Annotated in this window: 17 protein-coding genes; 13 read left to right on the top strand and 4 right to left on the bottom strand. The window is 61.9% G+C overall.

From position 1 onward, the window contains the following. Positions 1-6 precede the first annotated feature (6 nt). A complete protein-coding gene (locus tag GJ700_RS04570) occupies positions 7-1,938 on the bottom strand; it encodes a S9 family peptidase (RefSeq protein WP_154371452.1) in 1,932 nt (643 codons plus the stop codon). Between the two features lie 113 nt (positions 1,939-2,051). On the opposite strand from GJ700_RS04570, the gene hemE reads away from it, so the two are divergent. Next, the gene (gene hemE / locus GJ700_RS04575) at positions 2,052-3,128 is read left to right on the top strand and encodes a uroporphyrinogen decarboxylase (protein WP_154371453.1); all 1,077 of its coding nucleotides are present in this window, start codon (positions 2,052-2,054) and stop codon (positions 3,126-3,128) included. Positions 3,129-3,882: 754 nt separating this feature from the next. After that, positions 3,883-5,904 carry a primosomal protein N' gene (locus GJ700_RS04580; RefSeq protein WP_154371454.1) on the top strand — a complete coding sequence of 674 codons (2,022 nt, stop codon included), beginning with the start codon at positions 3,883-3,885 and terminating at the stop codon, positions 5,902-5,904. Positions 5,905-5,914: 10 nt separating this feature from the next. Here the strand turns inward: GJ700_RS04580 and GJ700_RS04585 are convergent, their stop codons facing one another. Continuing rightward, positions 5,915-6,811, bottom strand: coding sequence for an ArgP/LysG family DNA-binding transcriptional regulator (locus GJ700_RS04585; protein WP_154371455.1), 897 nt, complete (start codon positions 6,809-6,811; stop codon positions 5,915-5,917). Between the two features lie 271 nt (positions 6,812-7,082). Here GJ700_RS04585 and GJ700_RS04590 point away from each other — a divergent pair, with 271 nt between their 5' ends. Continuing rightward, positions 7,083-8,204 (top strand): HD-GYP domain-containing protein, encoded by a 1,122-nt coding sequence (locus tag GJ700_RS04590; protein ID WP_371867826.1) that lies wholly within the window; start codon positions 7,083-7,085, stop codon positions 8,202-8,204. On the opposite strand, the gene GJ700_RS04595 is transcribed toward GJ700_RS04590, so the two are convergent. Next, entirely contained in the window at positions 8,201-8,683 is a 483-nt protein-coding gene (locus GJ700_RS04595; protein ID WP_154371456.1) for an SRPBCC family protein, read from the bottom strand. The genes GJ700_RS04590 and GJ700_RS04595 overlap by 4 nt on opposite strands. A 113-nt stretch (positions 8,684-8,796) precedes the next feature. Between GJ700_RS04595 and GJ700_RS04600 the strand changes: the two genes are divergently transcribed. From GJ700_RS04600 to GJ700_RS04640, 9 genes are all read left to right on the top strand, one after another. Further along, positions 8,797-10,869 (top strand): UvrD-helicase domain-containing protein, encoded by a 2,073-nt coding sequence (locus GJ700_RS04600; RefSeq protein WP_154371457.1) that lies wholly within the window; start codon positions 8,797-8,799, stop codon positions 10,867-10,869. A gap of 100 nt (positions 10,870-10,969) precedes the next feature. Continuing rightward, a complete protein-coding gene (locus tag GJ700_RS04605) occupies positions 10,970-12,742 on the top strand; it encodes an adenylate/guanylate cyclase domain-containing protein (RefSeq protein WP_260117348.1) in 1,773 nt (590 codons plus the stop codon). After that, positions 12,739-14,130, top strand: a complete 1,392-nt coding sequence (locus GJ700_RS04610) for a 7TMR-DISM family protein (RefSeq protein ID WP_154371459.1) — start codon at positions 12,739-12,741, stop codon at positions 14,128-14,130. The genes GJ700_RS04605 and GJ700_RS04610 overlap by 4 nt, the downstream gene beginning before the upstream one ends. A 143-nt stretch (positions 14,131-14,273) precedes the next feature. After that, entirely contained in the window at positions 14,274-16,157 is a 1,884-nt protein-coding gene (locus GJ700_RS04615) for an adenylate/guanylate cyclase domain-containing protein (RefSeq protein ID WP_195763777.1), read from the top strand. Then, the gene (locus tag GJ700_RS04620) at positions 16,154-18,088 is read left to right on the top strand and encodes an adenylate/guanylate cyclase domain-containing protein (RefSeq protein WP_195763778.1); all 1,935 of its coding nucleotides are present in this window, start codon (positions 16,154-16,156) and stop codon (positions 18,086-18,088) included. The genes GJ700_RS04615 and GJ700_RS04620 overlap by 4 nt, the downstream gene beginning before the upstream one ends. Positions 18,089-18,092: 4 nt before the next feature. After that, positions 18,093-20,033: an adenylate/guanylate cyclase domain-containing protein gene (locus GJ700_RS04625; RefSeq protein WP_195763779.1), complete on the top strand. Its 1,941-nt coding sequence runs from the start codon at positions 18,093-18,095 to the stop codon at positions 20,031-20,033. A gap of 6 nt (positions 20,034-20,039) precedes the next feature. Continuing rightward, complete coding sequence (locus GJ700_RS04630; RefSeq protein WP_154371463.1) at positions 20,040-20,195, top strand: hypothetical protein; 156 nt, start codon at positions 20,040-20,042, stop codon at positions 20,193-20,195. 439 nt (positions 20,196-20,634) lie between these two features. Next, positions 20,635-21,681, top strand: coding sequence for an RNA-guided endonuclease InsQ/TnpB family protein (locus tag GJ700_RS04635; protein WP_154371464.1), 1,047 nt, complete (start codon positions 20,635-20,637; stop codon positions 21,679-21,681). Positions 21,682-21,746: 65 nt separating this feature from the next. After that, positions 21,747-22,385, top strand: coding sequence for a transglutaminase-like domain-containing protein (locus GJ700_RS04640; protein WP_154371465.1), 639 nt, complete (start codon positions 21,747-21,749; stop codon positions 22,383-22,385). 76 nt (positions 22,386-22,461) lie between these two features. Here GJ700_RS04640 and GJ700_RS04645 read toward each other — a convergent pair whose 3' ends face one another. Beyond that, positions 22,462-23,379 (bottom strand): LysR family transcriptional regulator, encoded by a 918-nt coding sequence (locus GJ700_RS04645; RefSeq protein WP_154371466.1) that lies wholly within the window; start codon positions 23,377-23,379, stop codon positions 22,462-22,464. A gap of 71 nt (positions 23,380-23,450) precedes the next feature. Between GJ700_RS04645 and GJ700_RS04650 the strand changes: the two genes are divergently transcribed. After that, on the top strand, positions 23,451-24,413 hold the full coding sequence (locus GJ700_RS04650) for an MBL fold metallo-hydrolase (RefSeq protein WP_154371467.1): 963 nt from the start codon (positions 23,451-23,453) through the stop codon (positions 24,411-24,413). Positions 24,414-24,431: the final 18 nt, after the last annotated feature.

Genomic DNA, 24,431 nt, shown 5'->3' on the forward strand with positions numbered 1-24,431 from the left:
ACGTTTTTACAAGTTGTCGATCGTGACGGGGGCGGCCTGGCCGGCATCATGCAGCCCGAACATGCGCTGGTAAAAATACAGTTCCGCTTCCAGCGTGCGGATAATGGACTCCGCCTTGCGGAAGCCATGGCCTTCGCCTTCCAGTTCCACATAGGCAACCGGTATGCCGCGCGCCTTGAGCGCCCGCACCATGGCCACCGATTGCGATGGCGGCACCACCATGTCGTCCTTGCCCTGGAAAAAAATCATCGGGCAGGCCAGCTTGTCCGTATGGTGGATCGGCGAGCGTTGCCGGTACACGGCGTCCGCTTCGGCGGCAGGCGCGATCAGGTATTCATTGTAGTGCGACTCGAATTTGTGCGAATCCTGGTCCAGCCCTTTCAGGTCAGACACGCCGTAATAGCTGGCGCCCAGCTTGAACACATCGTGGAACGTCAGCGCACACAAGGTGGTGAGGCCGCCGGCGCTGCTGCCGCGGATGATCAGGCGCTCCGGGTCGGCCAGGCCTTGCTGCGCCAGGTGGCGCGCGCCGGCCACGCAATCTTCCACGTCGACCACGCCCCACTGGCCCTTGAGCAAGTCGCGGTAGGCGCGGCCAAAGCCCGTGCTGCCGCCATAGTTCACGTCCAGCAAGCCGAAGCCACGGCTGGTCCAGAATTGCGTGGCGAGTTTCAACGTGTTGACCGTCATGCCGGTCGGGCCGCCGTGGCCGATGACGATGACCGGCGGCTTGCTGCCGGCCGGCGCCTGCACATCCTTGTTGGCGGGCGGGTAATAGAACGCGTGCGCCGTGCGGCCGTTCGCGCTCGGGTAGCTGATGCTGGCGGGAACGGACAGGTAGCCGGTGTCCGGCGCCGTATCGATCGATTGCGCCAGCACTTCCAGTTCGCCATTGGACAAGTCGATGCGCGCCAGTTCCAGCGGGATCACGGGGCTGCCTGCCAGCACGGCGACAAAGCCGGGGCCGGCTTTCAGCTCGCGGATTTCGCCATAGGGCGTCTCGATGGCCGTCAACCGGCCGGTGAGCGTATCGATGCGCGCCAGCTTGCTGACGCCTTGCTCGATATACGTGGCGGCGATTTCCGTGGCCGACGTGAAGCCATACATGGCATTGCCGAACACCCAGTGCGGCGAACCGAATTCCGCCGCCATCGGGCACACGGCTTGCGGGCCCGCGTCAGTATGCCGGTAGATATTCCACCAGCCGCTGCGGTCCGACACGAAATACAGCGCGCCATCCGGCGCCCACTCAGGCTGGCAAATGGCTTCGTCCGCGCCACCGGCTACTTTCAGCGCGGCGCCCAGGGTGCCGTCGGCGTTAAAGGCTGCCAGCCACAGTTCCGTCCCCTGCCACGGCATGCGCGGGTGGTCCCACGACAGCCACGCCAGATGGCGGCCGTCGGGCGACAGCCGGGGCGACGAATAAAAGTCGTTGCCCTGCACCAGCACGGTTTCCGCGCCGTCGAAGCCGACCGCGCACAGGGTATTGTCGGGATGCGCATGCGACGCGGGATCGTGCGGATGCTGTTCGCGCACGGCGATCAGGCGGCTCCGCGCCGCATCGATGGCGAAATCGGCAAAGCGCTGGCGGCCCGGCTGCGTGAACGGCACGGCTTCGCCATCGGCAACCTTGCGGTACAGCCGCTTGTCGCCGTCATGGCAAAAATACACGGTGCCGCCATCGACGGCATACGCGCCGCCGCCATATTCATGCACGCGGGAACGTACGTTCAGCGGCAGCGGCGTCAGTTCCGCCGTCTCGGCGCCACGGCGGCGCAGCAAGGTGTTGCGGCCCCCTTCGGCGGGACGTCCGGCCAGCCAGTAAATATCATGATTGCCCAGCGCCAGTTGCGACAGCGGTGTGGCGCCGGCCGCCACGGTGGCGGCACTGATCGGCGACGGCCATGCGCCGTACGGCGCGATATTCGGCATACTCATATTCTTGCTCCGGAAAATATCTGGCGAATGATACAGATACGCCCGCGCCATGCGTAAAAAAGCCGGCAGGGGATGCGATAATAGCTTCTTTATCTGCTCCCAGCTTGTCACCCATGCCACAATTCGCCCCCCTGAAGAACGACACCTTCCTGCGCGCATTGCTGCGCCAGCCGACCGATTACACGCCTGTGTGGCTGATGCGCCAGGCGGGGCGTTATCTGCCGGAATACCGCGCCACGCGCGCCAAAGCGGGTTCGTTCATGGGCCTGGCCACCAATCCGGACCTGGCGACCGAAGTGACGTTGCAGCCGATCGACCGCTATCCGCTGGATGCCGCCATCCTGTTTTCCGACATCCTGACGGTGCCGGATGCCATGGGCCTGGGCTTGCGCTTCGTGGAAGGCGAGGGCCCGAAATTCGACCGTCCGCTGCGCACGGAAGAAGACGTGCTGGCGCTGCGCGCGCCGGATTTGGCGTCGCTGGACTATGTCTTCAAGGCCGTGACGCAAATCCGTACCGAGCTCAACGGCCGCGTGCCGCTGATCGGCTTCTCGGGCAGCCCGTGGACTTTGGCGTGCTACATGGTGGAAGGCGAAGGATCGCGCGAATTCCATACCATCAAGAAAATGCTGTACAGCCGCCCGGACCTGATGCACCGCATCCTGGAAATCAATGCGCAATCCGTGGCGGATTACCTGAACGCGCAAATCGACGCCGGCGCGCAAGCCGTGATGGTGTTCGATTCGTGGGGCGGCGCACTGGCCGATGGCGCCTTCCAGGAATTCTCCCTGAACTACATGCGCAAGGTCGTGTCGTTGCTGAAGCGTGAAAAAGATGGCGTGAAAATCCCCGCCATCGTGTTCACCAAGGGCGGCGGCCACTGGGCCGAGGAAATCGCCGCGATCGGTTCCGATGCGATCGGCCTGGACTGGACCGCCAACCTGGGCAAGGTGCGCGCGCTGGTGGGCGACAAAGTCGCGCTGCAAGGCAACCTGGACCCGGCCATCCTGTTTGCGAACCCGGAACAGATCCGCGCCGAAGTCGTGAAAACCCTGGATGCATTCGGTCCCCACAACACGGGCCACGTGTTCAACCTGGGCCACGGCATTTCCCAGTTCACGCCGCCGGAATCCGTGTCGGCGATGGTCGACGCTGTGCACAGCCACAGCCGCACGCTGCGTAAAAACTGAGTTTTCTCCATGAAAAGGGCGCGTTTCCTCGTGAAACGCGCCCTTTTTCATTGGTGACAGAACCGACTTATGCACAATTTTCTCAGCAGTGGCCCCGTCGGCCTGTGTATTTCTCTGCTGTGGGATGGATGTTTTAACTCATTGATTTTTAACAGTTTATTTTGCCTCTCCCAGAGGGGTGGCAAGGGGGTTGTAAACCCCTGTGGATAACTAAAGTGGTCTTATCGGGGCATTCTCCACAAAGTTATCCACAAAAACTGTGGATAATGAACAAATTGGCTTGGTAAACCGCGACTTAGTTGGATTGTTAAAGTTACTTATCAAGTAATGTTGCGGTGCATGATATTTACTTGCACATTTCTTGAGCAAATGTCATTGAGTTTGCGCAAACATAGACTTCGCCGAATGTGTAGAATGCTGGGCCCCGATGCTGTGCCGCAGCAGAGGGAAAACGCGGGGCGCGGTCGTCCAAATGCCCACAAAAAGTGCTTGCTTTCCGCTTAAAATTCCGCTCCACAAGGCTCAGTTATGCACAGTGCGTGAATAACTGCCTCAGCTGGCGTGGTTGCAGGCGGTCGTTTTGCAAGTGATTGATTTTTATGTGGAAAACTGCATTTTGTGAATAAGGTTTTCCAAGATTTCCCTAGGCGATGAACGCTTTCTAACGATTAAGAAGGTGTTTGTTCACAAAGTTATCCACAAAATCTGTGGATAGCGTCAGGTACCAGGCTGGCGCGGCACAGGCAAGGACAAGATGGCGCATTGCATCCTGAAAATAGCGCTCGATACGCCGCTGAATGCGGTCTTCGACTATCGCTGGACGTGCGAGGACATTGATCGGCCGCAAATCGGCCAATTTGCGCTGGTGTCCTTTGCCCGCCGGGAAATGATGGGCTTGATCGTGGACATTGCCGACCACAGCGACGTGCCGGAAGACAAGCTCAAGGACGCGCTGGCCGTGCGCACGCAGTTATCCCCCGTGTCGAAGCAATGGCTGGCGCTGGCCGGCTTTGCGGCGGACTATTACCAGCGCCCGCTGGGCGAGGTGGCGCTGCCCGGCGTGCCGAAGAATGTGCGCGTGCCGAAATCCGTGCCGCTCGACAATGCGCTGAAGAAATTGGCCAAATTGCCGGACAGCCACGACCCGACACCGCACAACATGCCGGTGTTGAATGCGGAACAGCAGGCGGCGGCGGATTTCATCGGCCAGGCGGACGGTTACCAGCCGGTGCTGCTGTACGGCGTAACGGGTAGCGGCAAGACGGAAGTCTATTTGCAAGCCTGTGCGGAAGTGCTGGAACGCACGCCGGAAGCGCAAATCCTCATCATGGTGCCGGAAATTAACCTGACACCGCAGCTGGAAGGCAATATCCGCGCACGCTTCCCCGGCGTCATGGTGGCGACCTTGCACAGCAGCCTGTCCGAGGGCGAACGCATGCTGCACTGGCTGGCGGCGCACACGGGACGCGCCCGCATCGTGCTGGGCACGCGGCTGGCCATCCTGTCGTCGTTGCCGCACTTGAAGTTGATCGTCATCGACGAGGAACACGACCCGTCATACAAGCAGCAGGAAGGCTTGCGCTATTCCGCGCGCGACCTGGCCGTGTGGCGCGCGTGGCAATTGAAAATCCCCATCGTGCTGGGTTCGGCCACGCCATCGCTGGAAACCTGGCACCACGCGCAGGCCGGGCGCTACAAGCTGCTGCCGCTGCGCGAACGGGCCGTGAAATCCGCCGTGCTGCCGCAGGTGAAGTTGATCGACATGGAGCGCGACAAGCCCCGAGACGGCTTGACGCCACCGCTGGTGGCGGCGCTGAAGCTGCGCATGGAGCGGGGCGAGCAATCGCTGCTGTTCTTGAACCGGCGCGGCTATTCACCCGTGATTTGCTGCGAATCGTGCGGCTGGGTCAGCGATTGCAAGCGCTGCACGTCATTCATGGTGCTGCACAAGGGGGAATACAAGCTGCGCTGCCACCACTGCAGCCTGGAAATGCGGATTCCCCGCCATTGCCCCACGTGCGGCAACATCGACTTGCAGCCGGTGGGGCGGGGTACGCAGCGCGTGGAAGAGGGGCTGCAAGCGATGTTCCCGGAAGCGCGCATCTTGCGCATCGATGCCGACAGCACGCGCCGCAAGGGCAGCGCGCAGGAAGCGTTCGACACCGTGCACCGGGGCGACGTGGATATCCTGATCGGCACGCAAATGGTGGCGAAAGGGCACGATTTTAAAAAGCTGACCCTGGTCGGCATCATGAACCCCGATACGGCGCTGTTTTCGCAGGATTACCGCGCCAGCGAGCGCCTGTTCGCGCAACTGATGCAGGTGGCGGGCCGCGCCGGACGCGCGGGGCAAACGGAAGGCGGCAGCGCGGCCGAAGTGCTGATCCAGACCCGCTACACGCAGCATCCTCTGTATGGCGCCGTGGTCAACCACGATTACGACCGCTTTGCATCGGCCTTGCTGCAGGAACGCCAGCAGGCCGCGCTGCCGCCCTACCTGTTCCAGGCGCTGCTGCGGGCGGAAGCGCCGGAACTGGCCAATGCGCTGGCCTTCCTGGCCGAGGCGCGCGATTGCGTGGAACACCCGGGCGTGACGATCAACGACCCGATCCCGATGAGCATGACGCGCGTGCATAACGTGGACCGCGCGCAATTGCTGGTGGAGTCGCCGTCACGGCCTGCGTTACAGGCGTTCCTGCGCGAGTGGATGCACGTGCTGCGCGACATGAAGACGCGCGTCAAATGGTCGCTGGAAGTCGATCCGCTCGATATCTAGATCGCCGGCCTCAAGGTTGCAACAGGTAGCGCCTGGCGCTGCCGATCACCTGCTCCGACAACGCCTTGGTAAACGGCGTATCCAGTTCCCACGCATGCCATTCCAGCGGCACGTCCAGCGATTTGCCGGGCGCCAGGTCGACCAGGCGTCCGTTGTCGAGCGCGCTGACGATATGCATTTGCGGCAGCAAGCCGTACGCCAGGCCGCCGTAGATGCATTCATACAGGGCGGGCGACAGCGGCAGCGTGTGATGGGGGAAGGCGCCGTGCACGCCGACCGCATCCGCCAGGAAGCGCGCCATGGCGGCCCGCTCCCACACGACGGCGGGCGCCAGTTGCGCCGCTTCCGCACTGAATCCATCGCCAAACCAGTGGCCGGCAAACACCGGCGTGGCCACGCACACGTAGCGCATGGCGCCCAGCGGCGTGCTGACAGGGCCGGCAATCGCGGCGTTGCCATGCTCGCTGCGCGCCGCCACGGCGCCCGAGACGGCGCCTTCCTGCACCAGGTGCAGCGCCTGCGCGCGCTCGGCCAGCCGCACGTCAAGCTGGCAGCGGGGGGGCGATAACAGCGGACCCAGCGCCAGCGGGAACCACGTGGCCAGGCTGGCCGCATCCACGGCGATCGAGATTTCCGGCATGCTGACCCGGTTACCGAGGTCGATATCCAGCGCCGCTTCCATCAGCCGCACGTTGCGGTGGTGGGAAATCAGCCGCTGCCCTAGGCCGGTCGGCACGCAGGGCACGCCCCGGACGATCAGCAGGCGGCCGCTGGCGTCTTCCAGCGCCTTGATGCGTTGCGATACCGCCGACTGGCTGATGCCCAGCGCAGTGGCGGCTTTTTCAAAACTTCCATGGGTGGCGACCGCGTCCAGGACCGCCAATGCCTTGTAATCGATGTTTGCCATAAGGAACGCTAATAATTATTTTCATGGATAAGTAATACTAATACTAATTCCAATCTCGCGCTGGGAAATTTGCGCTGTTGATAGCATGAAAGTTGCCACTCAGCTTGCATTCCAACCGGTATCACCTATGCTGTAGATAGTTGATGTACGGAAATAAATTGGACATTAAAGCAATACCGGGATTTCGGGGCTTCAGGGCACTGAAAAAGCTATTGTTTCCGTGTGGCAATAAGTAAAATGCGCGCTACCCATGTAAAACCGGAGACTGGAAGTGAAAATCCGCAAGATCAGCCCGAGCGACTTGTCTGTTGGTCAGCTGTTGCCGTGGGATGTGTACGGGTCGGGTGGTGGCTTGTTGGCGCGCAAAGGGCACTTGATTGCTTCGATCACGCAACTGGAAATGCTGGTGGAGCGGGGCATTTATGAAGATGTCACGGAAGCGCTGGCGACGGAACGGGACCAGCGATCCGTGCTGCGCCTGCTGAACGGGGCGCAGCTGGAACTGGAAGCCATCCTGCAGCGCATCGCCACCGGCAATCCGGGCAATGCGAAGCGCAAGCTGGAAGAAATCGCCGGGCTGGTGACGGAAGCGGTGGCGCTGAACGCGGATATCGCCATCGCCGCCATCCTGCACAACCAGCAGGGCACGCCGTACGGCATACGGCACAGCGTCGATACGGCCGTGGTGGCGCAACTGGTGGCGCAGGCGCTGAACAAACCGGACGACGATATCCTCACCATGACCCTGGCGGCGCTGACAATGAACGTCGGCATGCTGGGCGAGCACGACGTCATGCAAAAGCAGGCCGTGCCGCTGACCGGGCACCAGAAGCAGCTGATCCAACACCATCCGCAAGCGGGCATGGTGTTGTTGCGCCAGGCCGGCATCAACCATGAAGGGTGGCTGTCGTGCGTGCTGTACCACCATGAAAATGAAGATGGCACCGGTTATCCGGGGGCGCGGCGCGGGGCGCATTTGCCGGAATCGGCCAAGCTGATCGCGCTGGCCGACCGCTATTGCGCCCGGATTTCACAGCGCAAATACCGCAAGACGATGGCGCCGAATGCCGCCTTGCGCGATATCTTGCTGGAAGGGAAAACCACGCTGGACAGCCTTCCGGCAGCCGTGCTGATCCGCGAACTGGGGATCTATCCGATCGGCACGCTGGTGAAATTGCAAAACGGGGAAATCGGCGTGGTGACGCGCAAGGGCTTGAATGCCACTGCGCCATGGGTAACGTCGGTGGTCGGGCCCCGTGGCGCCCCGCTCGATCCTTTCCTGCAGCGCGACACCCGCAACGAGGGTCACGCGATCCGCGAAGTGTTGCCGGCGCCGCAGCCGGATGTGGAATTCCGGCTCAGCCAGGTGTGGGGGCGGGGGGCCCTTCCTTAGTTCATCAGCGAATCCAGCCGCCCTTGCTCCGCCAGTTCGCGCAGCACCCGGATCGTATCGATATCGTTTTCCTGGTAAGCCGACTTGCGGAACTCGTCATACATCTTGTTGACTTCATCGGTGGCCGCGTCGTGGTCGTCTTCGTACAGGAAGCGGACAAATAAGCGGCCCGGCTGCGGGATTTCAATCGTCATGGTCAGGCTGGAAGTGCCGATCTCGTCTTGCGCATCGACCAGGTAGCGCACGCGGTGCATGGGTTCCAGCACCACGCGGTCGGCCACGACCAGTTCGCCAAAGCGCAGTTTGCGGTGGAAACCAGTGTCGTCGCGGTCCAGGATGTCACACTCGTCCAGCTGCGGCATGAACAGTTTCGGCGCTTCGGCGCGCAGCACCAGGCCGCGCCACAGTTGTTCATGGCTGATTTCATCCAGCAGCGGGTTCAGCAGGTCGTTGACTTCAATCAGGTGTTCGAATTTCATGATGCTTCTTTTCTTATGGGGGCGGTAACGACACTATATTCCCCCGCCGTACCGGATTTCAATGCTTGCGCTGCTACAATGGCCGGCTAACCTTTCTCCGCCGCACGTCAACAATGTCGAATGCACCACAGTTTGGCCTGAATGCCCCGCAAAGCGAAGCCGTGCTTTACCTCGACGGCCCCTGCCTTGTGCTGGCCGGCGCCGGTTCCGGCAAAACGCGCGTTATTACGCAAAAAATCACGCACCTGATCGAAGACCGGGGCTACGATCCCCGCACCATTGCCGCGCTGACCTTCACCAACAAGGCGGCGCTGGAAATGCAGGAACGGGTCGGCACGATGCTGAAACAGCCGCGCCAGGCCAAGCAATTGACGATTTCCACGTTCCACTCGCTGGGTGTGAAAATCCTGCGCCAGGAAGCCAACAACCTGGGCTTGAAAGACCGTTTCTCCATCATGGACAGCGACGATTGCTATTCGCTGGTGCAGGAACTGGCCATCACCACCGACAAGCACATCATCCGCAATATCCAGAACGAGATTTCGCTGTGGAAAAACGGCCTGGTGGAACCCGACGTGGCGCTGCGCAATGCGAAAGATGAAGACGAGGCCCAGGCCGCGCGCATCTATGCCAGCTACCGCGCCACCCTGCAGGCGTACCAGGCGGTGGACTTCGACGATTTGATCCGCTTGCCGGTGGAACTGTTCCGCGATAACGAAAGCGTGCGCGACCGCTGGCAGCGCCGCCTGCGCTACCTGCTGGTGGACGAATACCAGGACACCAATACCTGCCAGTACGAGCTGGTGAAATTGCTGGTGACGGGCCTGGGCAAATACCCGATGTTTACGGCGGTGGGCGACGACGACCAGGCGATTTATGCGTGGCGCGGCGCCACCATTGAAAACCTGAGCAATTTGCAGGTGGATTTCCCCAACCTGAAATTGATCAAGCTGGAGCAAAATTACCGCTCCACCACGCGTATCCTGCAAGCGGCCAACGCGGTGATTTCCAACAATCCGAAATTGTTTGAAAAAGCCCTGTGGTCGGAGCATGGCCTCGGCGAACCCATCACGGTGCACGCGATGGCCAATGACGAGCAGGAAGCGGATCAAGTCGCCGTGATGATTTCCGCCGACCACTTTGAGCGCAAGAACAAGTGGACGGATTACGCGATCCTGTACCGGGGCAACCACCAGGCCCGCATCATCGAGCAGGCGCTGCGCAACCACCGCATTCCGTACACGATTTCCGGCGGCCAGAGTTTCTTCGACAAGGCGGAAATCAAGGACATCATCGCCTACCTGCGCCTGCTGGCCAACCAGGATGACGATCCCGCTTTCATCCGCGCCGTGACCACGCCGCGCCGCGGCATCGGCCAGACGACGCTGGAAGTGCTGGGCGCGTTCTCCGGCCAATGGCAATGTTCGCTGTTCGAAGCCGTGTTCAAGGGCGGCATCGAAGCCAAGCTGAGCGACCGCCAATTGCTGCCGCTGCGGGAATTCTGCAACTTCATCAACAACCTGGAAGCGCGCGCCAGCCGCCCGGGCCCCGGCGGCAGCGGCGACAATGCCGCGCAAGTGCTGGATGACTTGATGGAAGCGATCCATTACGAATCGTATTTGTACGACACGCTGGAAGAGCGCGCCGCGCAAAGCAAGTGGCAAAACGTGATGGAATTCGTCAACTGGCTGAAAGACCGGGGCCGGGGTGGCAAGGACCGCGAAGGCGAAGAAAAGAATGTGCTGGAACTGACGCAAATGGTGGCGCTGATGTCGATGCTGGAAGGCAAAGACGAAGAGCAGGATGCGATCCGCATGTCGACCTTGCACGCATCGAAAGGGCTGGAATATCCGCACGTGTTCCTGGTCGGCTGCGAAGAGGGCATCCTGCCGCACAAGGGCGACCCGGACACGCCGGTGGAAGTGCTGGCGCAGCGCATCGAAGAAGAACGCCGCCTAATGTATGTCGGCATTACCCGCGCCAAGCGCACCTTGCGCATTACGTGGTGCAAGAAGCGCAAACGCGCCGGCGAACAGGTCCATTGCGACCCGTCGCGCTTTATTCCGGAAATGCAGCTCGACGTGGGCGATGCGCCACCCAAGGAAGATGAAATCCTGTCGCCACGGGAGCGGCTGGCCCGCATGAAAGCGTTGCTGGCCACGCCGAAACCACAGCTGGGCGGTTAAAAAAGAACCTACTTCCGTTAAGAAATATACAATACGGGTTTCCTGACAAAACTGTATGTTTCCTATGGTAAGGTTTTTCCAACTGTTGCTAGCAATATGCATGTGGTGTGCGGTGGTTGTACCGCACGCCACCGCGCAGCAATTGGTGGCCCCTTTGCTGTTGGAAGACCCGTCGGGAACCATGACCTTTGCCCAAGTGCTGCAAGCCGAGCAGGCCGGGCGTTTCCGGCCCGGATCGGCCAATATCGGCATGAGCACGTCCGCTTACTGGATGCGGTTTACCGTGCATGCGCCGCCACGCGGGCCGGCCTATCCATCCGATCCCGCGCTGTGGTTCGACACCGGTAACCGCACGCTGCAGGAAGTCACGCTGTACCAGCCGGACGGCGAAGGCGGCTGGCGCTACACGGCCACCGGAGCCCGTTATCCGTTCGGGCAGCGTCCGCTGCCCACCGACCAGTTTGTTTTCCCCATCGCCTTGCAGGATGACAAGGAGACCGTGCTATTCCTGCGCGTGCGCAGCACCGCGTACATGGGGATCGTGGTCCAGCCGCGCGTGTGGCAGCCGCAGGCCTACCTGGACCAGATGGAATGGGACCGCACCGGCTGGCAAATTTACCTCGGCATGGCGGCCGCGCTGGCGGGCTTGTACCTGCTGCTGTGGCTGTACTTGCGGGAGCCCGACCATTTGCTGTACGTGCTGTCGCTGGCGTCGCTGGTCTGGGCCACGTGCAGCGCGGTCGGCGGCTATGGCGGGGCCTATGCGCTGTTCTGGCCCGATGCGCCCCGCCTGGAGCAAAGCGCGTGGGTGGGCTCGCTCCTGGCGGCCGGCTTGTTCCCCGTGCTGTTCATGGCGCGGCTGACGGATTTATGGCAGCGCCTGCCGCGCCTGGGCCTGGCCTTGCGCTGGCTGGTGGCGCTCAACACCGTGGTGGCCACCGCCATCCTGCTGTTGTTCTGGCTGTGGCCGGAGTCATCGGTCATGTTGCAGCAGCAATTGTTTGTCGCGGGCTGGCTGATCTGGCAACCAATCTATCCCCTGTTGCTGGGCGGCGTGGCGTTCGTGGCGTGGCAGGGCGACCGCATGGCGCGCTTCATCCTGGTGGCTTACCTGCCGGCCATGCTGGCGTCGCTGTGGACGTCGGTGGAAAACTTGCGCGGCGTGCCGCCCACGCTGGCGCTGGTGATGTGGGCGGCCGCGTTTGAAATGCTGGTGATGGCGCTGGCGCTGGCGGACCGCTTCCACTATGAACGCCTGAACACCTTTGCCGCCCGCCAGTCGCTGCTGCAATCGCTGCGCCAGTCGGAGCAGGAACTGGAGCGCAAGGTATTGCAGCGCACCCTGGCAATGAATGCCGAAGACAAGCGCACCAAGGAATTGTTGTATGACATCCTGCCAATGGAACTGGCCCGGCGGCCCACGGCCAGGAACCAGGCGCAGCCGGCCCGGCCGCCGTCGGCCACCGTGCTGTTCACGGAATTCGAAGGCTTCGATGCGCTCGCCGCCACCATGCCGGCCCACCGCCTGAACGCGGAATTGCACGAAATTTTTTCCGCCTTCGATGACATCGCCAAGGAATGTGGCATCAGGAAAATCAAGGTCATCGGCGACGCGTACCTGGCCGCGTCCGGCTTGCCGAAACCATGCGCGGACCATGCGCAGCGCTGCGTGCGGGCCGGCATGAAAATGATCGCTTACATCGAGCAGCGCAACCGCCGCCATCCGTTCAAATGGGCGCTGTGTGTCGGCATTCATTCCGGTCCGCTGGCAACGGGCATGGTGGGCAAGCGCCAGTATGCGTTCGATATCTGGGGCGATACCGTCACCATCGCATCGCATACGGAAAGTTCCAGCGAGGGGCACGGGCGATGACGCTGTCGACCTTATTGCGTAGCGCGTTGGGAGCACTGGGCGCACTGTGGCTGGCATGGATGCTGTGCGCGCCGGCGAGCGCCGCGGCGCAGCCGCTGCCCGTCGCGCTGGAGATCGCGTTGCTGGAGGACCCGCAAGGCAACATGGGGCTGGAAGACGCCATCGCGGCGGCGCCCCGTTTCCGGCCCGGTTCGCCCAACCTGGGCGGCACCACGTCGGCGTACTGGATGCGCTTCACGGTCGGCAATCCCGGCGGCGCGCCCGTCACATGGTGGTTCGATACCGGCAACCGCACGTTGCAGGAAGTGGATTTTTACCAGCCCGACAGTTATGGCAGTTGGCAACACATGGCGACTGGCTCGCGCTTCCCGTTCGCGCAGCGTCCGCTGCCCACCGATACCTATGTGTTCCCGCTGACGGTGGCGGCCGGCGGCAGTGTCGACGTCTACCTGCGGGTCCGCAGCACCGGCTATCTGGGCGTCACGCTGTTGCCGCGCCTGTGGACCAAGTCCGCCTATCAGCAGGCTGCGCAGGAAAACCGGCGCGCCTGGCTGACGTACCTGGGCATGACGGTGGCGCTCGGCGCGTTTTACCTGATGCTGTGGCTGTACCTGCGCGAGCGTAATTACCTGCTGTACGTGTTGACGATGGTATCCATCGTCTGGTCGATTTCCAGCACGGCGGGCGGCTTCGGGGCGGCATTCCAGCTGTTCTGGCCGAATTCGCCGGGCTTCGAGCAATGCGCGTGGATGCTGTCGCAAATTCCCGTGACGTGGCTGCCCGTCATGTTTGCGTCGCGCCTGGCGGACTTGCCGGCGCGCGCGCCGAAGATCAGCCGGCTGTTGTGGCGGCTGATCAAATCCGTCAGCGTGGCGATGCTGGCCATGGTTGTGTTGTCGGCGGTGCAGCGCCCGGAACTGGCGCCGCTGCTGCAAGGGCTCTATGTGCTGGGCTGGTTCCTGTGGCTGCCGATTTATCCGCTGGTGGGCTTTGCGATGGCGCGCGAAGCGTGGCGGGGCGATCGCATGGCGCGCTACTTCTGCCTGGCCTATACGCCATCGATCGTGGTGGCCGCCGTGATTTCCACGCAGGCGTTGCGTGGCTTGCCGCCGGCCATGGCGCACATGCTGTGGGCGTCCGCGATTGAATTGCTGGTGACGGCGCTGGCGCTGGCCGACTACCTGAATCTCGAGCACAAGGAAAAGGTCAGCACACAGGAAGCGCTGCTGGACAGTACACGCCGCACCGAAGAGGAACTGGAGCGCAAGGTGTCGCAGCGCACGCTGGAATTGAATGCGGAGCGCAAGCGCACGCGGGAACAACTGTACCAGCTGCTGGCGGGCGAAGGGGCCGACGTCCACGTGGCAGCCAATGACAAGGAAGCGTGACCGCCATGCTGGCAACACGGAAGCCACAGCCCGGCGGCTAATGGTTTACTTCCGGTAGGAAATGTGTAAATGTAGATTTCCTGACAAGCAGCAAATAGGCGGACCCCATGGCATGGTTGTCACGGACATTGCTTGCGATATGCATGTGGCTTGTGGCGGCCATGCCGTGCGCCACGGCACAGCAATTGTCCGTCGCCATGCTGCTGGAAGACCCGTCCGGCGCCATGACCCTGGCGCAAGTGCTGGACGCCGAACGGGCCGGCCGGTTCAAACCGGGATCGACCAATGTGGGGATGAGCACGTCGGCGTACTGGATGCGGTTTACCGTGCAGGCCCCCACACAACCGCCTGGCGCCGTGCTGTGGTTCGACACCGGGAACCGCACCCTGCAGGAAATCACGCTGTACCAGCCCGATGGCCACGGTGGCTGGCGCGCCATCGCCACCGGATCGCAACAACCTTACATGCAGCGGCCGCTGCCGACCGACCAGTTTGTTTTTCCCGTCACCCTGCAAGCGGGCGCGGAGACCGTGCTGTACCTGCGCGTGCGCAGCACGGCGTACATGGGGATCGTCGTCCAGCCCCGGCTGTGGGAACCGCAAGCGTACAGGGACCGCATGGAATGGGAGCGCACGGGCTGGCAAATTTACCTGGGCATGGCGGCGTCGCTGGCGGGCTTTTACCTGATGCTGTGGCTGTACCTGCGCGAAATCGACCATTTGCTGTACGTGTTGTCGCTGGCGTCGATCGTGTTCGCCACGTGCAGCGCGCTGGGCGGCTATGGCGCCGCCTATGCGCTGTACTGGCCCGATGCGCCGCGCTTCGAACAAAGCGTGTGGGTGGGCGCCATCCTGGCGGCGGGCCTGTTTCCCGTGCTGTTCATTACGCGGCTGGCGGACTTGTGGCGGCGCCTGCCGCGCCTGAACCTGACGTTGCGCTGGCTGGTGGTGGTCAATACCGTGGTGGCGTCCGCCATCCTGCTGATGTTCTGGCTGGCGCCGGGATCGGCGGCCTTGCAGCAGCAATTGTTCATCGTGGGCTGGCTGGTGTGGCAACCGATCTTCCCGCTGGTGCTGGGCGGCGTCGTGTACGTGGCGTGGAAGGGCGACCGCATGTCGCGCTTCATCCTGGTGGCGTACCTGCCTGCCGTGGCGGCGTCGGTCTGGACCTCGGTGGAAAACGTGCAGGGCGTGCCGCCGACCCTGTCGCTGCTGATGTGGGCGGCCGCGTTCGAATTGCTGGTGATGGCGCTGGCGCTGGCCGACCGCTTCCATTGCGAGCGGCTCGATACGTTCGCGGCGCGCCAGGCGATGCTGCACAACTTGCAGCAGTCGGAACAGGAACTCGAGCGCATGGTCATGCAGCGCACCCTGGAATTGAATGCCGAGCAAAAGCGCACCAAGGAATTGTTGTACAACATCCTGCCGGTGGAACTGGCGGAGGAATTGTCGGCGACCGGCAAGGCGCAGCCGGCGCGGCATGAATCGGCCACCGTGTTGTTCACGGATTTCGCGGGCTTCACGGCGGTCGCATCGACCATGCCGGCCGACCGCATGATCGCGGAACTCAACGAGATTTTCGCGGCGTTCGACGACATTGCCGACGCATGCGGCATTGAAAAAATCAAGACCATCGGCGACGCCTACATGGCGGCCGCCGGCTTGCCGAAGCCCTGTCCCGACCATGCGCAGCGCTGCGTGCGGGCCGGGATGAAAATGATCGCGTACGTCGAGCAGCGCAACCGCGACCATCCGTTCAAGTGGACCTTGCGGGTCGGTATCCATTCCGGCCCCGTGGTGGCGGGCGTGGTGGGCAAGCGCAAGTACGCGTTCGATATCTGGGGCGACACCGTCAATATCGCGTCGCGCATGGAAAGCGCGGGCGCGGGCATGAAAGTCAATGTCTCGGCTTACACCAGCGACCTGGCAGGTGGCGAATTCGAATGCGAATACCGGGGCAAGGTGGCGGCCAAGGGCAAGGGGGACATCGATATGTATTTCGTCGTCGGCGAGCGCACGGGAACATGAAGCTGCTGCGTACATTATGGCTGGCCTGGCTGCTGTGCACGGCGTGCTGCGCATCGGCGCAATCGATCGTGCCGGCGATTGTGCCCGATATCGCTTTGCTGGAAGATCCGCAAGGGACGCTGGCGCTGGCCGACGCCATTGCGGCCGGCAACCGCTTTGCACCCGGTTCGCCCAGCGTGGGCTTTACCACGTCCGCCTACTGGATGCGCTTCACGGTGCGCAATCCCGGCGGCGAGGCCATGACATGGTGGTTCGATACGGGCAACCGCACGTTGCAGGAAGTGGATGTTTACCAGCCGGATGGCCGGGGCGGCTGGCTGCGAATGGCGACCGGCTCGCGCTATCCGTTTGCGCAACGTCCGCTGCCCACCGATACGTTCGTGTTTCCCTTGACGGTGGCGGCCGGCGCCAGCACGGATGTTTACCTGCGTGTGCGCAGCACGGGCTTCCTCGGCGTGTCCCTGCTGCCGCGCCTGTGGACGCCGTCCGCGTATTTGCAGGCGGCGCAGGCGGACCGCCGCGCGTGGCTGACCTATCTGGGGATGACGGCGTCGCTGGGCGCCTTCAACCTGATGCTGTGGGTCTACCTGCGCGAACGCAATTACCTGCTGTACGTGCTGACCCTGGCCTCGATCGTCTGGGCGATTTCCAGCACGGCCGGCGGCTTCGGCTCGGCCTTCCAGCTGTTCTGGCCGAATTCTCCCGGCTTCGAGCAATGTTCGTGGATGCTGTCGCAAATTCCCGTCACGTGGCTGCCCGTGCTGTTTGCTTTCCAGCTGGTGGACTTGCATGCCCGTACACCGCGGTTGAGCCGCGCGATCTGGGGCGTGATCACGGCGCTGACCGTGGCGATGGTGGCCATGGTGGTGCTGACCGTGTTGCAGCGTCCATCGCTGGCGCCCCTGCTGCAGGGGCTGTACGTGATGGGCTGGTTCCTGTGGTTGCCCGTGTATCCGCTGGTGGCGTTTGCCGTCGGGCGCGAAGCGTGGCGCGGCGACCGCATGGCGCGCTATTTCTGCCTGGCGTATATCCCGTCGATCGTCGTGGCGGCCGCGATTTCCACGCAGGCGCTGCGCGGCTTGCCGCCCGCGTTGTCCAACATGCTGTGGGCGTCCGCCTTTGAATTGCTGGTGATGGCGCTGGCGCTGGCCGATTACCTGAACAGTGAGCACCAGGAAAAGATCGGCGCGCAGGAAGCCTTGCTGGACAGCACACGCCGCAACGAACAGGACCTGGAACGCAAGGTCTTGCAGCGCACGCTGGAATTGAATGCGGAACAAAAACGCACCAAGGAACTGCTGTACAACATCCTGCCGGTGGAGCTGGCGGACGAATTGTCCGCCACCGGCCAGGCGCGGCCGGCGCGGCATGAATCGGCCACCGTGCTGTTCACGGATTTCGCGGGCTTTACGGCGGTGGCGTCGACCATGCCGGCGGACCGCATGGTGGCGGAATTGAATGAGATCTTTGCCGCGTTCGACGACATTACCGACGAATGTGGCGTGGAAAAAATCAAGACCATCGGCGACGCCTACATGGCGGCGGCCGGTTTGCCAAAGCCGTGCGTGGACCACGCGCAGCGCTGCGTGCGCGCGGGCTTGAAAATGATCGCCTATATCGAGCAGCGCAACCGCCGCCATCCGTTCAAATGGACGCTGCGGGTCGGCATCCATTCCGGCCCCGTGGTGGCGGGCGTGGTGGGCAAGCGCAAGTATGCATTTGACATCTGGGGCGATACCGTCAATATCGCGTCGCGCATGGAAAGTTCGGGCGAAGGCATGCGCGTCAATGTGTCCGCCTATACCAGCGACCTGGCCGGCGGCGAATTCGATTGCGAATACCGGGGCAAGGTGGCGGCCAAGGGCAAGGGGGAAATCGATATGTATTTTGTGCGCGGCGCCCGCAACGCTGCCGTCACCATGGATGGGTAAGGGAATGCGCGTGTTGTGGCTGGTGTGGTGGTTGGTCCTGATGTTGCCGGCGTCCGTCGCCGCGCAAAGCTCGCTGCCGTCCGGCAGCGAGCCCGTCGACCTGACGGCTGCCACGGTCTTGCTGGAAGACCCGGGCGGCAACATGACGGTGCAGCAGGTGGCGGCGCAGGCCGACCGGTTCGTTGCCGGCAAAGCGTCGCCGGGCTTCAGCACGTCCGCGTGGTGGCTGCATTTCCGTGTGCGCAATACCGGCGCGCAGGCGGGAACGTGGTGGTTCGATACGGCCAACCGCACATTGCAGGAAGCAGACCTGTACGTGCCGGACGGCCGGGGCGGCTATGTGCACCAGTCTGCCGGCGCCAACCGTCCCTTTGCCCGGCGCCCGCTGCCGACGGATTACTTTGTGTTCCCGTTCACCGTCGGCGCGGGAGAAACCGCCGACCTGTACCTGCGCGTGCGCAGCACGGGCTTCCAGGGCGTGATGCTGCAACCGATGGTGTGGCAACCGCAGGCGTACCAGGCGCGGCAGCGTTCGGAACAGACGCAATGGGTGCTATACCTCGGCATGGCGCTGACGCTGGCGGCCTTCAACCTGATGCTGTGGCTGTACCAGCGCGAAGTGGATAACCTGATTTACGTGCTGTCGCTGTTTGCCATCGTCTGGACCACCAGCAGCGCGGCAGGCGGCTATGGTTCCGCGTTCCAGATGCTGTGGCCGGAATCGCCGCTGTTCGAGCAAAGTTCGGCGGTGTTGTCGGTGCTGTTTGTCTGCGTGCTGACGCCGCTGTTCATTTCCCGTTTGCTGGGGCTGTGGAAATTGATCCCGCGCGTCAGCATGGTGCTGTGGACGTTCATCGTCATCAATTGCCTGACCAGTATCACGCTGGCCGCGATGACGATCATGAAAGTGCCGAACGCCGCCGCGCAAATGCAGACCATTTACATCATCGGCGGCTTGCTGTGGCAACCGATCTTCCCGCTGCTGGGCTATGGCATCGTGCTGTGCGCGCTGCGGGGCGACCGCTTTGCCCGCTTCATGGTGGTGGCGTATTTGCCCGCCATCGTGGCGTCGACCTACACGTCGATGCAAAACGTGCGGGGCGAGCCGCCCAGCCTCGTGTTCATCATGTGGGGCGCCGCGTTTGAATTGCTGGTGATGGCGCTGGCGCTGGCGGACCGTTTCAACCAGGAGCGCCTGCAGAAAATGGCGGCGCAGGAAGCGCTGGTGCAGACCTTGCGGCGCTCGGAGCAGGAACTCGAACAAAAAGTCACGCAGCGTACGCTGGAATTGAACCGCGAACAAAACCGCACCAAGGAGCTGCTGTACAACATCCTGCCGGTGGAACTGGCGGAAGAATTGTCGAACACGGGCCAGGCGCAACCGGCCCGGCATGAATCGGCCACGGTGCTGTTCACGGATTTCGCGGGCTTCACCGCCATGGCCGGCACCATGCCGGCCGACCGCATGATCGCGGAATTGAATGAGATTTTCGCGGCGTTCGACGATATTGCCGACGAATGTGGCGTGGAAAAGATCAAAACCATTGGCGACGCGTACATGGCGGCGGCCGGCTTGCCCAAGCCCTGCACGGACCACGCGCAGCGTTGCGTGCGGGCCGGGCTGAAAATGATTGCCTATATCGAACAGCGCAACCGCAAGAATCCCTTCAAGTGGACTTTGCGCGTGGGCATCCACTCCGGGCCCGTGGTGGCGGGCGTGGTGGGCAAGCGCAAATATGCGTTCGACATCTGGGGCGACACCGTGAATATCGCGTCGCGCATGGAGAGTTCCGGCGAGGGGATGCGGGTCAATGTGTCGGCCTATACCAGCGACCTGGCCAAGGACGAATTCGAGTGCGAATACCGGGGCAAGGTGGCGGCGAAAGGCAAGGGTGAAATCGATATGTATTTCATTAATGGCATGCGCGATGTGACGGCCAATTAGTGGCCGTTGCTGACCGACTCGTTTATCGTTCCGCTGGAGTTGGCTGGCGCCGCGGCGAAGCCATCCGAGTGGCAGCAGTTCAGGCTGATCACGGTGCACCGTCCCGACATGGCGGAACAACAAGGCCAGGCGCGCGACGCCCGTATCTGCGCATACGCTTGAAGGCACGCGGCAGCGCTTATTCGCCGGAACGTGCCCTTGAAATCGCCCGCCGGATTCCACCAAGTCACGTTGCACCAGCGCCAAACCGCCGCCAGACTTACTTCGCTATCGCAGGAACAAAGGGACTCTTCGACATCGTCAACCTCCCAGACCCCTCCGCCAAGGCGCTGTAGTGCCAATTTGCGATTGCATTTCCAATCGAATCAAATGCTGACGTAAAAATTTGTCGAACTCGAGTGGCCAAGGGCGAATTCAAGTGCGAATACCGGGGCAAGGTGGTGGCGAAAAGGCAAGGGGGAAATTGATATGTATTTCATCAGATTTTTCTCCGAGAAACCTCGTCCTTCAGGACGGCGAGTGAAAGGAGCCGGCGCCGAAGCCGCCGGACACACTTTTCGATGAACGGGGAACCAATTCCCATCCATGCGGTCAAAGGGAGATGAACCTGGCCTATCGATACCGCGTGAAATCCCTGACCGGCCTGCTTAACCAGCAGGCGCGGAAGGTGAATTTTGTCTGGAATTTCTGCAATGACAGGCAGAAGGATGCGTTGCGTTTCCATCGCCGTTGGCATACCGGCTTTGACTTGATCAATCTGACCACCGGCTGCAGCAAAGAACTTGGGCTGCATTCGGGCACCATCAACGACGTCTGCCAGCAATACGCGAAGTCGCGCAATCAATCGAACCGGCCTTATCTGCGCTACCGTGGCATGAAATCGTTGGGCTGGGTGCCGTTGAAGGGGCGTGAACTGAAGCGCGAGGGCAACGCCTTTCGCTTTGCAGGCAATACCTTTCGCTTGTTTTACTCGCGTCCCCTGCCGGAAGGAAAGATTGTTGACGGCACTAATTTCTCCCGTGACCGTCGCGGCAATTGGTTCCTTAACATTGTGTTGGAAGTAGCAGCGCCTCCTGTGAGAACGCCGGCGCAACGGGTTGGCATAGACTTAGGCTTGCATGACTTGGCTAGGTTATCGACTGGCGAACCGATCCCTGCGCCGAACTTTTACCGCGAAGCCGAACCGGTGCTGGCAGTAGCCCAGCGCGCGCGCAAGAAGCAGCGCGTTCAATCCATCCATGCCAAAGTCGCTAATCGTCGGTATGACCTTCTTCACAAATTGTCCACCCGCTTGGTACTCGAGTTCGATCACATCGTGGTCGGCAATGTCAACGCAGCGGCGCTCGCCAAAACCGGCATGGCGAAGTCAGTACTGGACGCTGGCTGGTCGACACTTCGCAATCAACTGGCGTACAAGGCTGTTAAGCATGGCGCGACGTTTGAAGAAGTGGACGAACGATTCACCACCCAGATCTGTTCGAACTGTGGCGTTAAGCCCGATTCGCGGCCGAGAGGTATCGCAGACCTTGGAATAAGGGAATGGCGGTGTAGTGATTGCGGTGCGGTACATGATCGTGATCTCAATGCGGCAATCAACATTCTCCGTCGCGGACGTGCGACGCTGGCAGCAGGAATTCCCTCACTTTAGGGAGGGGAGGACGTCAATAAAAACAAGTATGGGCAGGAATCCGCCGCCAACGGTACCATGGCCGGATGACACCTTATCTTGCACATACCTCATGGATCGACGGCGACCATCCCGACGTGGCCGCCAAAGCTGCTGCCCTGGCTGAAGGCGCCGCTTCGCTGGAACAGGTGGCGCAGCGCTGCTTCGAATTCGTCCGCGATGACATCCGCCACAGCTGGGATTACCAGAGCAACCCGGTCACGTGCCGCGCGTCCGACGTGCTCAAGCATGGCACCGGCTATTGCTATGCGAAGAGCCATTTGCTGGCCGCGCTGCTGCGCGCCAACGGCATTCCCGCCGCGTTGTGCTACCAGCGGCTGGCGGTCGGCACGGAAGGCCCGCCGTATTGCCTGCATGGCTTGAATGCCGTGTGGCTGGAACCGTATGGCTGGTACCGCATCGATGCGCGGGGCAACAAGCCGGGCGTGGATGCGCGCTTTGCTCCGCCGCTGGAACAGCTGGCGTTCCCGATAGTGGCGCCGGATGAACGCGATTTGCCGGAAATCTGGGCGGAACCGCTGCAAGTGGTGGTGGATGCGCTGACCCGCCATTCGACGGTGCAAGCCGTGGCGGAGAATTTGCCGGACGTGAACCTGATGCCATCCATCAAACCCTTGGCGGATCGCGCGGTCTGGGCCGACGCCGGCATCGACAAGGCCGCGTAATCAATGAAATCGCTGGCGCAAAACCCGTAGGGCGGTATCGCTGCACAGCAGCGATACCGCCAGCCTGGCCCGCGCCTCACGCAACAAGTGGCACGCCCCCCACCAGCCCCGCCACCTTGCCTAACTCCTCGTACAGCACCCGCATCACCGCCTGGATCCGCACGGTATCGCGCAAATCCGGATGTGTCAGCAGCCACAATTCCGACGCCAGCGCCGGGTCCGGCTCCGTCACGCGCCGCAGCAGCGGCGTGCTGTCGCCCAGAAAACATGGCAATAACGCCAGTCCCAAGCCATCGATGCACGCCTGCCGCAAGGTACTGAAGGTACTGGCCCGGAATCCCACCGTATCGAGCGGCACGATTTTTTCCAGCCAGCGCAGGGTACGGTGGCGGCCCAAGGTATCGTCCAGCGCAATCCACGCATGTTCCGCCAGCGGCCGCTGCGGCTGACCGTCCAGGTAAGCGGGCGCCCCGTAGACGGCCAGCGCCAGGGGGCCGATGCGCTTGCCGATCAAATGTTCCGGCGGCTGCGTGGCGGGCCGGATCGCGATATCCGCATCCCGCCGCGACAGGTTGGCCATGCCGTTATCGATGCCCAATTGCAATGCGATGTCCGGGTATTGCCGGCGGCAGGCGGCGATGGCGGGATTGAGCAACACTTGCGCCACGCTGTCCGTGGTGGTCAGCCGCACCGTGCCGCTGGGTCGCAAATCCCGCCCCGCGACTTTCAGCAGCGCTTGCTGGGCGGTTTCGTCGATGGCCGCGCCGGCCCGGGCGATTTCCTCGCCCGCCGTGGTCGGCACGTAGCGTCCGCCGCTCCGCTCGAACAGCCGCACCCCCAGTTTTTCTTCCATCTGCGCCAGCCGCCGGAACACGGTGGCGTGGTTGACGTTCAGGCGGCGCGCCGCGCCGGACAGCGACCCGGTCTCGACGATCGCTGCCACGCAGCGCAAGTCGTTCAAATCAGTGTGCGTTTCTGCAATGATGGTTTGCATGATTTTGGAATTTCCTTGCGTGATTGCACAGCATAAGCTGTGCACATCAACCCATCAACAGGAGCGTTATCATGAAATCCAAACTCATCGCCATTACAGCCACGTTATTGGCCACTGCTGCTTATGCGGGCGAACCCATCTGGGATGGTAATAAAGTCCGGATGGTCAGTGAAAAACTGGACCAGGGCGTCTATGCCTATTACGCGGCGGACGCCCGCGAATTGAACGCCAAAGGCGGTGCGGCGGCCACCAGTGGCGGATTAATTGTTGGCAGTAAAGGGGCGCTGCTGATCGATACCATGCTGAACCAGCGCCTGAATAAACAGGTGCAGGCGTTGAGCCGTCAACTGGGCGGCAAGCCGATTCTGTATGCCGTCAATACCAGTTCGCATGGCGACCATTCATACGGCAATATGTTTTTACCTGCCACGGTAAAAATTGTCCAGCATGCGGTGACGCGCCAATATATTGCCGGCCACTTGGAAGACGATAAAGCCTTTATGGTGAAAAACTTCGGCAGCGGCCGGGGTATTGAAAACATCAAGGCCCGCGCGCCTGATATCGTGGTCGCGGCCGGCAGCACGGTATCGCTGGATCTTGGCGATAAAAAAGTCGATATCATAGACTTTGGTTTTGGACAGACCGGCGGCGATTTATGGGTATGGGAACCACAATCGAAAGTACTGTGGACCGGTAATCCCGTGATTGCATCGAAACCCGCGTTGCCATGGCTGCTGGATGGCCGATTGGTGGAAACACTGGAAACGCTGAAAAAAGTCTATGCTTTCCTGCCGGCCGACGCGAAGATTATTCCCGGTCATGGCGTGGCCATGCAGCGCGAAGATTTGCAATGGCATATCCAATACCTGGAAACCGTGCGCAATAAAGTACAGGCGGCGGTAAATGACGGCTTGACCCTGGAGCAAACCGTACAGCGTGCCGCGATGCCGGAATTCGGCGGTTATGCGTTGTTTGGCTGGGTCCACCCGGGCTTGAATGTGCCGGCGGCCTATCGCGACCTGAGCAAGAAATAAGGTAATATCCCGGCAACC

It is taken from the genome of Pseudoduganella rivuli (assembly GCF_009674485.1).
Lineage (GTDB): Bacteria > Pseudomonadota > Gammaproteobacteria > Burkholderiales > Burkholderiaceae_D > Rugamonas > Rugamonas rivuli_B.